This is a genomic window from Pseudomonas sp. JC1203, assembly GCF_056175065.1.
Window position 1 is genome coordinate 16659 of record NZ_JBWCAM010000033.1, and the last position, 15459, is coordinate 32117.

Sequence of the window (15459 nt, forward strand, 5' to 3'; positions counted from 1 at the left end):
CGAGCTGCTGAGGCCCTAAAAACTCGCTGGCAAGCCAGCTCCCACAAAGACAGTTGCTGCTACGGGTGTCAGGCGAACAGTTCGCCTTGCAGGTCGTCAAGCAACACCTGGATACCCGCCAACCGCTCGGAAGGCTCCTGCAGCGCCAGCAGGTCGATCTTGTCCAGTTCAGGGAACGGCAGCAGGTACGCCAACTGGTTCGCCAGCGACTGGCGCCCCGGTATCTCGCTGCCCATGTCCAGCGCCGCCACCATCGGATGCTCGGCCAGGGCATGCAGCAGCGCCACCAGGTCGTCGTCCTCTTCCTGCAGCGGCTGGTCGGCGCTTTCCGGCAGCCACTCAACGTCCGCCACCAGCAGCTGATCACGCTGCAGTTCAGTGCCAGTGACGCGGAACCGGCGCACGCCCTCCACGCGGATGCCCAGCAGGCCATTGTCCTGCTGCTGGAAGTCGCGAATCACCGCCTCGCAGCCAATGGTCGCGTGCCCGGTGGGCGCCGGCCCCACTTCCTGGCCTTCCAGAATGCACACCACGCCAAACCCCGCACCCTGCTTCATGCAGCGTCCGATCATGTCCAGGTAACGCGCCTCGAATATCTGCAAATCGAGCATGCAGCCGGGGAACAGCACGGTGTTGAGGGGGAATAACGGCAACGTCATAGTGGTTTCCTTAAACAAACAGGCTGACGACCAGCGGCAGGAACACCGCCGTCGACACCCCCATCAAACTCATCGCCAACGCCGCGAAGGCGCCGCACTCCTCACCTTCCTGCAAGGCCACCGAGGTGCCCACCGCATGGGCGGTCATGCCCAGGGCCATGCCCCGCGCTGCGGGGCTGTGCACCTTGAGCATGGACAACATTGCGGGGCCGAAGATCGCGCCGATAACCCCGGTAATCAGCACGAACACCGCCGCCAGCGCCGCCACGCCGCCGATCTGCTCGGCCACCAGCATGGCGATGGGCGAGGTTACCGACTTGGGCGCAAGGGTCATCAAAATCATGCGCTCGGCGCCAAACCACCAGGCCAACAGCAGCCCCAGTCCGGTGGCAAACACGCCACCTACCACCAGCGTAGCCAAGGTAGGCGCCAGCAATTGGCGAATGCGCTTGAGGTTCAGGTACAAGGGCACCGCCAGCGCCACGGTGGCCGGGCCCAGCAGGGTGCCAAGAATCTCGGTGCTCTTGCGGTATTCACCGTAGCTGACGCCGGTTAGCAGCAGTACGCCGATGATCACCAGCATGGACACCAGCACTGGCTGCAGGAATATCCAGCGGGTGCGCTCGTAGCCGGCCAGCACCAGTTGATAGGTGCCCAGGGTGATGCCGATGCCGAACAGCGGGTGATGGATCACCGATTCCAGCGCGCCGTGCCAATCCAGGTTCATGAATGCTCCCCGCGCCGCGCCAGCATCTTCTGCATCAGCCAGCCGGCTAGCGCCATGGACACCAGCACGGAGATCACCAGAGTGCCGGCGATGGCCCAGAAGTCGGCGGCGATGTCACTGGCATAGGCCATCACCCCTACGGCCGGCGGCACCAGCAGCAGCGGCAGGTAGCGCAGCAGGCTCGACGATGCGTCGCCCAGCGGCTTGCCCACTTCGCCGCGCACCATCAGGAACGCCAGCAACAGCAGCAGGCCGATGATGGGCCCCGGCAGCATGCTCAGCACCAGATGATTGATGGCCGTACCCAGCAATTGGAAAACGATCAGCCACGTCAAACCACGTAACAACATATTTTTCTCCGCCCCAGGCATGCCGGGCCATTATAAGCACGCAAGCTTGGCGGCTATAAACCGCCATTCGCCATGCCCATGGAAGCTTGACCAGCGTGGATGACCATGCTGATCTAGACGCGCGTATGCCAACGCGCCATCAACAAGGAGAGTGCAGATGCCCTTTGTACCCGTTGCAGAACTCAAGCAGTACGTCGGTAAGGAACTGGGGTATTCCCAATGGTTGAAGATCGACCAGGCTCGTATCAACCTGTTTGCCGAGGCCACCGGTGACTTCCAGTTCATTCACGTGGACCCGGAAAAAGCCGCCAAGACCCCGTTCGGCAGCACCATTGCCCACGGTTTCCTTTCCTTGTCGCTGATACCCAAGCTGATGGAAGACCTGCTGGTGGTACCCGAGGGCCTGAAAATGGTGGTCAACTACGGCCTGGACAGCGTGCGCTTCATCCAGCCGGTGAAAGTGGACTCCAACGTGCGCCTTAAGGTGGAACTCACCGAAGTGACCGAGAAAAAGCCCGGCCAGTGGCTGCTCAAGGCCACCGCCACGCTGGAAATCGAGGGTTCGGAGAAGCCGGCATATATCGCCGAACCGTTGTCGCTCTGCTTCGTGTAATAACCAGACAGCGGGCAATGCCGCCGGTGGCTGTCTCACCGGGGGCATTGTGCGGCATACTCGGCGCCTTACTTGCCCGGATCCCGCCATGCGCCCACTCGTTCCCCTCGCCCTGACCTTATTGATCACCGCCTGTGGCGATGGCGAGTCCCTTTCCCCTCCCGACGCACGCCTGCCCGACGGCGGCCGCTACCGTGGCGAGGTGGTCAATGGCCTGTTGCAGGGCCAGGGCCGGGTCGACTACCCCAATGGCAGCTGGTACAGCGGCGCCTTCCTCAATGGCCAATGGCATGGCCAGGGCGAATGGCATGGCAGCAACGGCGAAGTCTACCGGGGCGATTTCAAGCAGGGCCTGTTTGACGGCCAGGGCACCCTGAGCGCCAACGGCACCACCTACACCGGCACATTCAAGCTGGGGCGCCGCGACGGCGAAGGCACACTCAAGGAACCCGGCCAGAGCTACCGTGGCGAATTCAAGGCTGACCAGTATTCGGGCGCCGGGCACCTGGAACTCGATGACGGCAGCGACTACCAGGGCATGTTCGCCCACGGCAAGCCCAACGGCGAAGGCGTGCGCAGCGACGGCAGCGGCAACCAGTTCACCGGCAACTTCGTCAATGGCGAACTGGAGGGCCATGGCACCTTCAGCAGCTCTGAAGGCGACCAATACATCGGCGACTTCCAGCACAACCGCCTGCAGGGCCGCGGCCGCTACGAAAGCGCCGAGGGCGATGTATGGATCGGCCAGTTCAAGGAAGGCGCGCTGAGCGGTGACGGCGAGATGTTCGGCAGCGACGGCAGCCATTTCAAGGGCCGCTTCGAGGACTGGCACTTCGCTGGCCTGGGCACCTTGACCCTGGCCGACGGCAGCAGCTACGTGGGCAATTTCAACACTGACACCTACGACGGCAAGGGTACCCTTACCCACAAGGACGGCGAGGTGGAAAGCGGCTGGTGGACCAACGGCCAGCGCGTGCGCGACGCCCAGGGCCAACTGCTGCCCGATACCCTGGAGTTGGGCCTGCTGAATCAGGGCGCCCTGCTGGACAAGGCGCTGACCGCCGTACCTGCCTCCACCAACGGCGAAATCCAGCTGTACAGCCTGACGCTGGCCGGTGACGGCAAGCAGAGCGTATTCATGCGCGAGGCCGACTACGTCAACCACATGCTGGCCAGCCGCTTTGGCGCCGTGGGCCAAGTGAACCTGGTGAACCACCGCGACCACCTGGCCGACCGCCCGATGGCCACCCGCGAAACCCTCAGCCGCGCGGTGCAGACCATCGCCCAGCGCAGCGGCGCCGAAGACCTGGTGTTCATCTACCTGACCAGCCACGGCACCCATGACCATGAACTGGTGCTGGACCAACCGCGCCTGCAGCTGTCAGACCTGCCGCCCGACGAACTGGCCGCGGTGCTGGCCCCGCTGAAGAACCGCGACAAGATCGTGGTGATCTCGGCATGCTATTCCGGCGGATTCATTCCAGCGCTGAAAGATGACCACACGCTGGTCATGACCGCATCCAAGGCCGATCGCGTGTCGTTCGGCTGCTCGGAAGAGTCAGACTTCACCTATTTCGGCGACGCGCTGTTCGCCCAGGCCCTGAACGAAACCGATGACCTGCAACAGGCGTTCGAACTTGCCCGCAAGCATGTTGCCGAACGTGAACAGGCGGACGGTTTCGACGCGTCCGAACCGCAGATCTGGGCTCCCAAGGGGGTGCTGGCCCATTGGCAGCGGCTCCGCCAGCAACAGGCCAAACGCGCGCTGCAAAGTGCAGCGCTGAACGCTGGAGCGCAGGCGAAAAGTGCAGGAAGCCACTAGACTTCCTGTAACAGGGGAGAGACACCATGTATTTGACGCCGCAGCACATCATGCTTGCTGGAGCCACCGGCCTAACCGGCGAGCACCTGCTGGACCGCCTGCTCAATGAACCCACGGTCAGCCGGGTGCTGGCACCCACCCGTCGCCCCCTGGCCAAACACCCTCACCTGGAAAACCCGGTTGGGCCGTTCACCGACCTGCTGCCAGCGCTGGCGGGCCGGGTGGACGTGGCGTATTGCTGCCTGGGCAGTACCATCAAGCAGGCCGGGTCGCAGGAAGCATTCCGGCAGATTGACCATGACCTGGTCGTGGCCTACGCCCAGCGCGCCCGCGAACTGGGTGCCCGGCACCTGCTGGTGATCAGCGCCATCGATGCCGACGACAAGTCGAAGATCTTCTACAACCGCGTGAAGGGCGAGACCGAGCGCGATCTCAAGGCCATGAACTGGCCGCAGTTGACCATCGTGCGGCCGTCGTTGCTGCTGGGCACTCGGGTAGAGCCGCGGCTGGGCGAGCAACTGGTGGCGCCGATCGCCAAGCTGATTCCGGGCAAGTACCGCGGTATCGAAGCCTGCCAACTGGCCCGCGCGCTGTGGCGCCTGGCGCTTGAGGAGCAGGATGGGATTCGCGTGGTGGAGTCGGACGAGCTGCGCCGTTTGGGTAAATGAAGACCGTGTAGCAGCGGCCGCCAGGCCGCGTCATCTGCCCCACCGTGCGAGCCTTGGACGCAGCCTGCGGCAGCTGCTACGGGAGGTAGGCTTAGAGGCCGCCTTGGGCCTGCACGCCGAAGCCGAGCACCGTCAGCACCGACAATGGCAACAGCAATGTGTCCAGCAAGGTGCTGAATGGCAGGTCCACGTGCGGCCAGGCCGGTGCCTCGGCACCAAACTTATCCACAGGGCAGCAGCCCCCTTCAATCGCATACCAGTCCAACCGCGCCCCGGAGTACACCACCGGCGCGCCCGGCTTGGCCGCGTCCAGCGTGCGCACGCTGGCGCAGCCGCCCAATTGCAGGGCGGCCAACAAGCACAGCAGCGATTTATTCATCGCCGCCCAAATGGTACTCGCCCCAGCGTGGCAGCATGTCCTGGGGAATGTTCAGCAGGTTGAGCACCCGCGCCACCACGAAGTCCACCAGGTCATCGATGGTCTGCGGCTGGTGGTAGAAGCCTGGTGATGCCGGCAGGATCACCGCGCCCATCTGCGACAGCTTGAGCATGTTCTCCAGGTGGATGGTGGAATATGGCGCCTCGCGCGGCACCAAAATTAGTTGCCGGCGCTCCTTGAGGGTGACATCGGCAGCGCGTTCGATCAGGTTGTTGCAGGCACCGGTGGCGATGGCCGACAACGAACCGGTAGAGCACGGCACCACCACCATGGCTGCCGGCGCACCGGAGCCCGACGCTACCGGCGACATCCAGTCTTCCTTGCCGTACACGCGAATCTGGTTGGCAGCGGCACCGGTGTACTCGGTCAGGAACGCCTGCATGGCTTGGGGCTTGGCAGGCAACACCACGTCGGTCTCGGTGGCCATCACCAGTTGCGCGGCCTTGGAGATGAGGAAATGCACCTCGCGGTCTTCGCGCACCAGGCAGTCGAGCAGGCGCAAGCCATACTGGGCGCCCGAGGCGCCGGTCATGGCCAGCGTGATGCGTTCCGGGCCACTCATTTGAGCGCCTCGGCCAGTTTCAGGTGCAGGCCGCCGAAACCGCCGTTGCTCATGATCACCACGTGTGTACCTGGCTGCGCCTGGCTTTTAACCCGGGCGATGATTGCCTCCAGGGAGTCGGCGACAATGGCCGGCACCGGGCACTGGGCCGCCGTGGCCGCCAGGTCCCAGCCCAGGTTTGGCGGTGCATACCAGATCACCTGGTCGGCATCGCGCACGCTGGCCGGCAGGCCGTCACGGTGGGCGCCCAGCTTCATGGAATTGGAGCGCGGTTCGATCACCGCAATCAGCGGCGCGTCGCCGATACGCTTGCGCAAGCCGTCCAGGGTGGTGGCGATGGCCGTCGGGTGGTGGGCGAAGTCATCGTAGATGGTCACGTCCTGCACCTGCGCCACGGTCTCCATGCGGCGCTTGACGTTCTTGAACGCGCTCAGGGCTTCGATACCCAACGCTGCCACCACGCCTACGTGGCGCGCGGCAGCCAAAGTGGCCAGGGCGTTGGCGACGTTGTGCTGGCCGGTCAGCGGCCAGTTAACCGTGCCCTCGACCTTGCCGTCGAACAGCACCTCGAAGCGCGAACCGTCTTCGCTCAGCAGGCGCGCCTGCCATTGGCCACCGGCGCCGGTGGTCTGCACCGGGGTCCAGCAGCCCATCTCGATAACCCGGCGCAGCGCAGGTTCGGTGGTGGGGTGAATCACCAGCCCTTCGCTTGGGATGGTGCGCACCAAGTGGTGGAACTGGCGCTCGATGGCCGGCAAATCCGGGAAGATGTCGGCGTGGTCGAATTCAAGGTTGTTGAGGATGGCCGTACGCGGGCGGTAGTGGACGAACTTCGAGCGCTTGTCGAAGAAGGCGCTGTCGTATTCGTCGGCCTCGACCACGAAGAACGGCGTGTCGCCCAACCGCGCCGACACCGCGAAATTCTGCGGCACGCCGCCGATCAGGAAGCCCGGCGCCATGCCGGCGTGTTCCAGCACCCAGGCAAGCATGCTGCTGGTGGTGGTCTTGCCGTGCGTGCCGGCGACGGCCAGCACCCAGCGGCCCTGCAACACGTGGTCGGCCAGCCATTGCGGGCCCGACACGTAGGGCAGGCCCTTGTTCAGCACATATTCCACCGCCGGGTTGCCACGCGACAGGGCGTTGCCGATTACCACCAGGTCAGGCGCGGGGTCCAGTTGGGCCGCGTCGTAGCCTTGGGTCAGCTCGATGCCCTGGGCCTGCAATTGCGTGCTCATGGGCGGATAGACGTTGGCGTCGGAGCCGGTGACGTGATGGCCCAATTCCTTGGCGAGAACCGCCAGCGAGCCCATGAACGTGCCGCAGATACCGAGAATGTGAATGTGCATGATTGACCTCGTAAAACATCGAGGCAGGGTAGCCCACGGTAGGAAAAATCTCACGCGCTGATTGAGTTCAAACACCCTGGGGCAGCTACAGCGCCTGCTGGCGGTTGATGCCGTGCTTGCGCAATTTTCTATACAAGGTGTTGCGGCTCACGCCCAATTCTTCTGCCACATGGGTCATGTGCCAGCGCTGGCGTTCCAACACGCCGATCAGCGCCGTGCGCTCGGCCTCGGCCAACGGCTGCTCGGGCACCGGCGCGGCTACCGCCTGCTCACGCAGGTAACCCGGCAGGTCGGCAAACGCCACGCGCCCGCCCTCGCTCAAGGCCACCAGCGTGCGCAGCACATTGCGCATCTGTCGCACGTTGCCCGGCCAATTGAACGCCAGCAGCGCCTGCCGCGCGCCCAGCTCAAGCTGCACTGGCTCGCCCCCGGCTTCCTGGGCCAGGATGAAATCCAGCAGGGCCGGTTTGTCGGTGCGCTCGCGCAGGGCCGGCAGGTCTATCTCCAAACCGTTGAGCCGGTAGTACAGGTCCTCGCGGAAACTGCCGTCGCGCACCCGTTCCAGCAGGTTGCGGTGGGTGGCGCTGATGATGCGCACGTCCACCGCCACGGCCTCGCCGCCCAGCGGCACCACCATGCGGTCTTCGAGCACGCGCAGCAGGCGGGTTTGCAGGGCTAGCGGCATGTCGCCGATCTCGTCCAGCAGCAAGGTGCCGCCATCGGCCTGCTGCAGCTTGCCGCGCATGCCTTCCTTGCGCGCGCCGGTGAAGCTGCCGCCACGGTAACCAAACAGCTCACTCTCGATCAGGCTTTCGGGCAGCGATGCACAGTTGAGCGCCACGAACGCCTTGTCCGCGCGGCGGCTGGCCTGGTGCACGGCCTTGGCGAACGCCTCCTTGCCCGAGCCGGTCTCGCCATGGACCATCAGTGGCACGTCACGCTCGAACACCTTCAATGCCCGGCGGAAATCCAGTTGCAGGCGCTCGTCGCCCAGGCAGATATCCACAGCCGCCAACGCCGGTTGCGCCGCCGGTACCGCGAACGCCAAAGGCCGCGGCCGGCCGCGCAGGCTGGCGAACAATGGCCGGCCATCACGCGTACGCAGCGGCCAACTGGCGGTGGCTTCCTGTGTGGCGCGGCCCAGCAGTTCACCCAGGGCGCATTCGAAGAATGCTTCCACCGGCTGCCCTACCAGCGTGCCGCGCCCGCGCCCCAGCAGGTTCAATGCACTCTGGTTGACGGCGACGATGCGCCCCTGCTCGTCGAACGCCAGCAGGCCCTCGCTGAACATGCCCACCGACTCGGCCTGCAGATGGAAGCGCAGCAACCACTGGTGTTCGAAGTGACGCATGAAGTAGCAGCTCTCGATCATCTTCGCCGAGAGGTTGACGAGAGTCATGGTGTGAAATTGGCTTTGCCGGGACACGTCGGCCCGGGCCGAGGACACATCCAGCACCGCCAGCAGTTCGCCGTTGGGGTCGAACACCGGGCTGGCCGAGCAGGTCAGGCCCGTGTGACGGCCACGAAAATGTTCATCCTGGTGAATGGTCAGCGCCTGGCGCTCCACCAGGCACGTGCCGATGCCGTTGGTGCCCTCGCGCGCTTCGCTCCAGTCCGCGCCCAGCCACAGCCCCGCGCGCTCGAACACCTTGCGCTCGGTAGGCGCGGTAACACAGTTGAGGATCACCCCACGGGCATCGGTGAGCAGCACCGCGTGGCCAGCGCCAGACAACTGTTGATGCAAATTGGCCATTTCGCCGCCGGCGATCTGCAGCACCTGCTGCATCCGCTCACGGCTCTCGAGGATGCGCCCGTGCTCCAGCACCGTGGGCGCGATGGCCACGGAGGGGTCCAGGTGATAGTCCTCCAGGCAGCGCAACCAGGAGCGGGCGATGGACGGGTCGCTGGCGGGGCCACCGGACGGGGCCTGGCCACGGGTGACGGTCAGGACCTGGCGGGCATGACGGCTGAGATGATCACTGTGCACTTTTTATTATTCTCCAGTGGAGTTGACCCCCAGCATCCTCCAGCCGCCCTACCAATGCAATGCCACCTTCGACCCACTGGTCACGACTGTGTCATGCCTGGCACAAAGTGTCACACGCACTGCTCCAGACTTGCCACGAAAGGCTGCCAACACTTATCCACAGGGCACCTGCAACCCTCGATTTTGCTGGGGTTCGGGGCGCTGGCCCGACACTTGCTCTACGCTTTGTACACGCCGCAAACGCGTCCTCCACCCAAAAGCATAAAAAACCCTAGGAGATACTCACCATGCGTTACGCACATCCCGGTACCGAAGGGGCTCTGGTCAACTTCAAGAGCCGCTACGGCAACTACATCGGCGGCGAATTCGTGGCGCCGGTCAAGGGTCAGTACTTCACCACCACTTCGCCGGTCAATGGCCAGCCAATTGCCGAATTCCCCCGCTCCACTGCCGAAGACATCGACAAAGCCCTGGACGCTGCCCACGCCGCTGCCGACGCGTGGGGCAGTACCTCGGTGCAGGCACGTTCACTGATCCTGCTGAAAATCGCCGACCGCATCGAACAGCACCTCGAAACCCTGGCCATCACCGAGACCTGGGACAACGGCAAGGCCGTGCGCGAGACCCTCAACGCTGATATCCCGCTGGCCGCCGACCACTTCCGCTACTTCGCTGGCTGCCTGCGCGCCCAGGAAGGCAGTGCTGCGGAAATCGACGGCAACACCGTGGCTTATCACATTCACGAACCGTTGGGCGTGGTCGGCCAGATCATCCCGTGGAACTTCCCCATCCTGATGGCCGCGTGGAAGCTGGCCCCGGCCCTGGCCGCCGGCAACTGCGTAGTGCTCAAGCCCGCCGAGCAGACTCCGCTGGGCATCACCGTGCTGATCGAGCTGATTGGCGACCTGCTGCCACCCGGCGTGCTGAACATCGTGCAGGGCTTCGGCAAGGAAGCTGGCGAGGCCCTGGCCACCAGCAAGCGCATCGCCAAGATCGCCTTCACCGGTTCTACCCCGGTAGGCTCGCATATCATGAAATGCGCGGCCGAGAACATCATTCCGTCTACCGTAGAGCTGGGCGGCAAGTCGCCGAACATCTTCTTCGAAGACATCATGCAGGCCGAGCAGAGCTTCATCGAAAAAGCCGCCGAGGGCCTGGTGCTGGCGTTCTTCAACCAGGGCGAGGTGTGCACCTGCCCATCGCGCGCACTGGTACAAGAGTCGATCTACCCAGCCTTCATGAAAGAAGTGATGAAGAAGATCGAGCAGATCAAGCGTGGCGACCCGCTGGACACCGAGACCATGGTCGGCGCCCAGGCGTCCGAGCAACAGTTCGACAAGATCCTGTCCTACCTGGACATCGCCAAGGGCGAAGGCGCTGAACTGCTGACCGGCGGCCAGGTGCAAAAACTGGAAGGCAGCCTGGCGACCGGCTACTACATCCAGCCGACGCTGCTGAAAGGCAATAACAAGATGCGCGTGTTCCAGGAAGAGATCTTTGGCCCGGTGGTGAGCATCACCACCTTCAAGGACGAAGCCGAAGCCCTGGCCATTGCCAACGACACCGAGTTCGGCCTGGGTGCCGGCGTGTGGACCCGCGACATCAACCGAGCCTACCGCATGGGCCGGGGCATCAAGGCTGGCCGCGTGTGGACCAACTGCTACCACCTGTACCCGGCGCACGCCGCGTTTGGCGGTTACAAGAAGTCCGGTGTAGGCCGCGAAACCCACAAGATGATGCTGGACCACTACCAACAGACCAAAAACCTGCTGGTGAGCTACGACATCAACCCGCTCGGCTTCTTCTAAGCTGAAAAACGAAGCAACCCGTTCATGGCGAAAACGTGAACGGGTTGGTTCATTTCAGCGTCCGTTTGATTGCGTTTTCTAATTGTTTTAAGGCAGCATCGGACCAACGGCATGCTGTGGTATTGGCCGCCAACATCCGTCAGCACGTGAGGCCCGTTATGCGAATTATCCAAGCATCGCTGGAGCATCTGGACATGATTGCTCCGTTGTTCGTCAAATACCGCGAGTTCTATGGCGAGCTGCCCTACCCCGATTCGTCACGGGCGTTCCTGGAAAAGCGCCTGCGCCGCAAGGAGTCCGTGATTTACCTGGCCCTGCCCGACGATGACGACACCAAGCTGCTGGGCTTCTGCCAGCTGTACCCAAGCTTCTCCTCGCTATCGCTCAAACGCGTGTGGATTCTCAACGACATTTATGTCGCCGAGGACGCCCGCCGCCAGCTGGTTGCCGACCACTTGCTGCGCGCCGCGAAGAAAATGGCCAAGGAAACCCACGCCGTGCGCCTGCGCGTTTCCACCAGCGCAAGCAACGAAGTGGCCCACAAGACCTACGAGTCCATTGGTTTCCACCAGGACACCGAATTCCTCAGTTACGTGTTGCCGATCAACTCCGATTGACCCCCTCCCCCTGTAGCCGCTGCCGCACGGCGGCGGCACGCTTTCACGGAAATCCGACACGCCTGGCTACAAACTCGTGGGGCAATCTCGGCGTCCGGTCGTATAATCCTGACGCCGCAGGTTGTACGATTTGTTACCTGACAGCCTCATGCCCTTAAAGTCGCCCCAAGCCCGTAGCCTCGGGCCCCGCACAGGTGTTGCACATGGATTTCAACCCGCTTGACCTGATCCTGCATCTCGATACCTACCTCGACCTGCTGGTAAACAATTACGGCCCGTGGATCTACGCGATCCTGTTCCTGGTCATCTTCTGCGAAACCGGCCTGGTGGTGACACCCTTCCTGCCAGGCGACTCGCTGCTGTTCATCGCTGGCGCCGTGGCCGCAGGCGGCGGCATGGACCCGATTCTGCTGGCTGGTTTGCTGATGGCTGCTGCCATCCTGGGCGACAGCACCAACTACATCATCGGTCGAACTACCGGTGAACGATTGTTCAGCAACCCCAACTCGAAGATTTTCCGCCGCGACTACCTGCAGCAGACACATGACTTCTACGAGCGCCATGGCGGCAAGACCGTGACCCTGGCGCGCTTCCTGCCGATTCTGCGCACCTTCGCGCCGTTCGTGGCCGGCATCGCGAAAATGTACTACCCGCGTTTCCTGGGCTTCAGCATCGCCGGTACCGTGGTATGGGTGTGCGGCCTGGTCGCGCTGGGCTACTTCTTCGGCAACGTGCCGTTCATCAAGAAGAACCTGTCGCTGCTGGTACTGGCCATCATCCTGCTGTCGCTGGTGCCCATGGTCATTGGCGTGGTCAAGAGCCGCATGGCTGGCAAGGCCGCCAAGGCCACGTCGCGCTAAGCCATGTGGTCGCTGCGCGCCTGGCGGCGCCGTAGGGCCCTGGCCCGGCACCCACTCGACCCGCACCTGTGGAAGCAGGTGCGGCATGGCCTGGCCATCCTCGATGACATCAGCGTCGAGGAAGACCAGTGGCTGCAGGAGCACAGTGTGCTGTTCCTGTTGGACAAGCACCTGACCAGCCTGGACGGCGTGCAACTGGACGACCTCACCCGCCTGCTGCTGGCGGCCCAGGCCCAGTTGCCGCTGCTGCACCTGGGCGACCTCAAGTGGTACGGCAACTTCCACGAAATAGTGCTCTACCCCGACGACTTCCTCAGCCCACAGCGCCACCGTGACCCCAGCGGCGTGGAGCACAGCTGGGACGGCGAGCACAGCGGCGAGGCGTGGCAACAGGGCCCCATCATCCTCGCCTTGCCTGGCGTGCTGGCCAGCGGCGGCTGGGAAGGCTACAACCTGGTCATCCACGAGCTCGCGCACAAGCTGGACATGCTCAACGGCGACGCCAACGGGCTGCCACCGCTGCACAGCGACATGCGTGTCAGCGACTGGGCTGCCGCCATGCAGCATGCCTACGATGACCTGAACCGGCAGTTGGACCACAACCCTCACGCCGAAACTGCCATCGACCCTTACGCCGCGGAAAACCCTGCGGAGTTCTTTGCGGTCACCAGCGAGTATTTCTTCAGTGCCCCGGACCTGCTGCACCAGGCTTACCCGGCCGTGTACCGCCAACTCCAGGCCTTCTACCGCCAGGATCCGCTGACCCGCCTGCAGGGCCTGCAACGCAGCCATCCCGATTACCGCCACAGCCACCACGGCTAAGGTGGGTGCCGGTCCGGCCGGGCGTGGCAACGCTGCCAATCTATGCAATAATCCCTGCCACTTTTTGGCCTAGACGGCCATTTCTACTGGCCTACAACGGGGGCAACGCCCAATGAGCTACAGCAAGATTCCGGCTGGCAAAGACCTGCCGAACGACATCTACGTCGCCATCGAGATTCCGGCCAACCACGCGCCGATCAAATACGAAATCGACAAGGACAGCGACACCCTGTTCGTTGATCGTTTCATGGCCACCCCAATGTTCTACCCGGCCAACTACGGCTTCATCCCCAACACCCTGGCCGATGACGGCGACCCCCTGGACGTGCTGGTGGTAACCCCGTACCCAGTGGCTCCTGGCTCGGTAATCCGTGCCCGCCCAGTCGGTATCCTGCACATGACCGACGACGGCGGCGGCGACGCCAAAGTCATCGCCGTACCGCACGACAAGCTGTCGCAGCTGTACGTCGACGTGAAGGAATACACCGACCTGCCAGCCCTGCTGCTGGAACAGATCAAGCACTTCTTCGAGAACTACAAAGACCTCGAAAAAGGCAAGTGGGTCAAGATCGAAGGCTGGGGCAACGCTGACGCTGCCCGCGCCGAAATCACCAAGTCGGTTGCTGCCTTCAAAGGCTGAACCACCCGGTGAAGAAAAAGCCTTGCCCAGTGCAGGGTTTTTTTATGCCTTCAGAAAGTTCCTACATTCGCTGAGGTTTTCCCTCGGCAAGATCAGGGCACCCCCACAACCCGGACCACCGCCATGCTCACCTCCGGCGACCGCCTCAGGACCTTGCTCAAGGACTGCCACCTCAGCCCCTCCGACCTGGCGCTGCATCGCAATGTGCTGCCCCAGCACGTCAACAATTGGATACGCCGTGGCGTGCCCGTCGCACGCATGGACGACATCGCCCAGCTGCTGTGCGTGCACAGCCGCTGGTTACGCACCGGGCTGGGCCCCAAATATCTTTTTCCGCCACCTTTGCCCCCTGTCGATCCCCAGGACGAGTTTTATGATCAGGACAGCGACGATCCCACGGGTAACCCCACAGCCCTGGCCGCTACAGGTTCGGATGACGTGCTGTTGGCATTCCATCGCCCGCTGAACCGGCAGTTCATTGCGGTGGAGGATCGCCATCTACGCTTGCCGCGGGCCGCGTTCGAGCAGTTGGGGGTAGACCCCACTCACTGCGCGGCACTGGTCATGCCTGATGGCGGCATGGCACCCAGAATTCCCCTGGGAGCGCCGCTGGCGATTGATCGCAGCCTGGTAACACCAATCTCCGGGCAGCCTTTCGCGTTTCTGCACAACGGCGAGCTACGCGTGCGGACGCTTTACCCCATGACCTGCGATGCCATGCGCCTTCGCGCAGACAAGCTTGGGGAGTTCGGCGACGAGCTTGTCAGCGCCGAGGAGCCCTTGGAAATACTAGGCTGGGTGTTCTGGTGGGCGAGCCTGCAGGCGCACCGGCCCGGCCGACGCCGCGATGAGAAGGGCTGACATTTGTGCTGGGCTTTTGGCGGGAATGTCGTTATTCTTGGCGCACCTTTTGGTAGGGGCTGTTGCTGGACAACACGCACCCTGCCCAAACCAGCTGGCGGTATCACCGCCCTGGTTGACCAGTAACGCAAGGTTACCGGTCCTTACATTTTTAGAAGGCGGTTAGGGTTTGCCAAAAACAAACCAAGGCTGTCGACGAGAAGCCGGCCACAAGCCGGCTTTTTAATGCCCGCAGAAAAGCAAACCAACCCAAACCAACCCGTAGCAGCTGCCGCAGGCGGCGTCCGAGGTTACCGGAAATATTGTTGAACGCCATAAAGACAAAACCCCCACCTGCTTTCGCAGATGGGGGTTTCGGAATTTAATCTTGACGATGACCTACTCTCACATGGGGAAACCCCACACTACCATCGGCGATGCATCGTTTCACTGCTGAGTTCGGGATGGGATCAGGTGGTTCCAATGCTCTATGGTCGTCAAGAAATTCTGTAGCCAGGATGCCCTTTGGGTGGCATTCCAGCGAATCGGGTATGTGATGGTATTTGTGAATCGCAAACTTTCGGTTCGTATCATCTTCACAACACCGCAATCTGGTCTGTTCGACGCAAATTGCTTGGGTGTTATATGGTCAAGCCTCACGGGCAATTAGTATTGGTTAGCTCAACGCCTCACAGCGCT

The 15459-nt window shown here is 63.0% G+C and carries 16 protein-coding genes and 1 rRNA gene; 9 read left to right on the top strand and 8 right to left on the bottom strand.

The features are described from left to right. Positions 1 to 68: 68 nt before the first annotated feature. From AC0SZ7_RS30915 to AC0SZ7_RS30925, 3 genes are read right to left on the bottom strand one after another with little or no spacing between them, the layout of a single operon-like run. The gene (locus tag AC0SZ7_RS30915) at positions 69 to 659 is read right to left on the bottom strand and encodes an LON peptidase substrate-binding domain-containing protein (protein WP_475507883.1); all 591 of its coding nucleotides are present in this window, start codon (positions 657 to 659) and stop codon (positions 69 to 71) included. Positions 660 to 669: 10 nt separating this feature from the next. Continuing rightward, positions 670 to 1380, bottom strand: a complete 711-nt coding sequence (locus AC0SZ7_RS30920; RefSeq protein WP_475507896.1) for an LrgB family protein — start codon at positions 1378 to 1380, stop codon at positions 670 to 672. 2 nt (positions 1381 to 1382) lie between these two features. Further along, positions 1383 to 1736 carry a CidA/LrgA family protein gene (locus tag AC0SZ7_RS30925; protein ID WP_475507884.1) on the bottom strand — a complete coding sequence of 118 codons (354 nt, stop codon included), beginning with the start codon at positions 1734 to 1736 and terminating at the stop codon, positions 1383 to 1385. A gap of 157 nt (positions 1737 to 1893) precedes the next feature. Here AC0SZ7_RS30925 and AC0SZ7_RS30930 point away from each other — a divergent pair, with 157 nt between their 5' ends. The 3 genes from AC0SZ7_RS30930 (at position 1894) to AC0SZ7_RS30940 (ending at position 4839) form a co-directional block, all read left to right on the top strand. Then, positions 1894 to 2349, top strand: coding sequence for a MaoC family dehydratase (locus tag AC0SZ7_RS30930; RefSeq protein ID WP_416427071.1), 456 nt, complete (start codon positions 1894 to 1896; stop codon positions 2347 to 2349). 88 nt (positions 2350 to 2437) lie between these two features. Next, positions 2438 to 4171 carry a C13 family peptidase gene (locus tag AC0SZ7_RS30935; RefSeq protein ID WP_475507885.1) on the top strand — a complete coding sequence of 578 codons (1734 nt, stop codon included), beginning with the start codon at positions 2438 to 2440 and terminating at the stop codon, positions 4169 to 4171. Positions 4172 to 4197: 26 nt separating this feature from the next. After that, positions 4198 to 4839 carry an oxidoreductase gene (locus AC0SZ7_RS30940; RefSeq protein ID WP_475507886.1) on the top strand — a complete coding sequence of 214 codons (642 nt, stop codon included), beginning with the start codon at positions 4198 to 4200 and terminating at the stop codon, positions 4837 to 4839. A 91-nt stretch (positions 4840 to 4930) separates the two neighbouring features. Here the strand turns inward: AC0SZ7_RS30940 and AC0SZ7_RS30945 are convergent, their stop codons facing one another. The 4 genes from AC0SZ7_RS30945 to AC0SZ7_RS30960 all read right to left on the bottom strand — a co-directional run bounded on the left by AC0SZ7_RS30945 (position 4931) and on the right by AC0SZ7_RS30960 (position 9173). Then, positions 4931 to 5218 carry a YceK/YidQ family lipoprotein gene (locus AC0SZ7_RS30945; RefSeq protein WP_475507887.1) on the bottom strand — a complete coding sequence of 96 codons (288 nt, stop codon included), beginning with the start codon at positions 5216 to 5218 and terminating at the stop codon, positions 4931 to 4933. Beyond that, on the bottom strand, positions 5211 to 5840 hold the full coding sequence (gene ubiX / locus AC0SZ7_RS30950; RefSeq protein WP_475507888.1) for a flavin prenyltransferase UbiX: 630 nt from the start codon (positions 5838 to 5840) through the stop codon (positions 5211 to 5213). Before ubiX ends, AC0SZ7_RS30945 begins: the two co-directional genes overlap by 8 nt. Continuing rightward, on the bottom strand, positions 5837 to 7186 hold the full coding sequence (gene mpl / locus AC0SZ7_RS30955; protein ID WP_475507889.1) for a UDP-N-acetylmuramate:L-alanyl-gamma-D-glutamyl-meso-diaminopimelate ligase: 1350 nt from the start codon (positions 7184 to 7186) through the stop codon (positions 5837 to 5839). The genes ubiX and mpl overlap by 4 nt, the downstream gene beginning before the upstream one ends. 85 nt (positions 7187 to 7271) lie before the next feature. After that, a complete protein-coding gene (locus tag AC0SZ7_RS30960; RefSeq protein ID WP_475507890.1) occupies positions 7272 to 9173 on the bottom strand; it encodes a sigma-54-dependent Fis family transcriptional regulator in 1902 nt (633 codons plus the stop codon). Between the two features lie 287 nt (positions 9174 to 9460). On the opposite strand from AC0SZ7_RS30960, the gene exaC reads away from it, so the two are divergent. The 6 genes from exaC (at position 9461) to AC0SZ7_RS30990 (ending at position 14781) form a co-directional block, all read left to right on the top strand. Continuing rightward, positions 9461 to 10981: an acetaldehyde dehydrogenase ExaC gene (gene exaC, locus AC0SZ7_RS30965; RefSeq protein ID WP_473004614.1), complete on the top strand. Its 1521-nt coding sequence runs from the start codon at positions 9461 to 9463 to the stop codon at positions 10979 to 10981. Positions 10982 to 11139: 158 nt separating this feature from the next. After that, on the top strand, positions 11140 to 11598 hold the full coding sequence (locus AC0SZ7_RS30970) for an N-acetyltransferase family protein (RefSeq protein ID WP_475507891.1): 459 nt from the start codon (positions 11140 to 11142) through the stop codon (positions 11596 to 11598). 203 nt (positions 11599 to 11801) lie between these two features. After that, positions 11802 to 12458 (top strand): DedA family protein, encoded by a 657-nt coding sequence (locus AC0SZ7_RS30975; protein WP_475507892.1) that lies wholly within the window; start codon positions 11802 to 11804, stop codon positions 12456 to 12458. A gap of 3 nt (positions 12459 to 12461) precedes the next feature. Continuing rightward, positions 12462 to 13280, top strand: coding sequence for a M90 family metallopeptidase (locus AC0SZ7_RS30980; RefSeq protein ID WP_475507893.1), 819 nt, complete (start codon positions 12462 to 12464; stop codon positions 13278 to 13280). A 112-nt stretch (positions 13281 to 13392) separates the two neighbouring features. Continuing rightward, positions 13393 to 13920 (top strand): inorganic diphosphatase, encoded by a 528-nt coding sequence (ppa, locus tag AC0SZ7_RS30985; RefSeq protein ID WP_416427082.1) that lies wholly within the window; start codon positions 13393 to 13395, stop codon positions 13918 to 13920. Between the two features lie 123 nt (positions 13921 to 14043). Continuing rightward, the gene (locus tag AC0SZ7_RS30990; RefSeq protein ID WP_475507894.1) at positions 14044 to 14781 is read left to right on the top strand and encodes an XRE family transcriptional regulator; all 738 of its coding nucleotides are present in this window, start codon (positions 14044 to 14046) and stop codon (positions 14779 to 14781) included. Between the two features lie 365 nt (positions 14782 to 15146). Here the strand turns inward: AC0SZ7_RS30990 and rrf are convergent. Next, positions 15147 to 15262: ribosomal RNA gene (gene rrf / locus AC0SZ7_RS30995) — 5S ribosomal RNA — on the bottom strand. Positions 15263 to 15459: the final 197 nt, after the last annotated feature.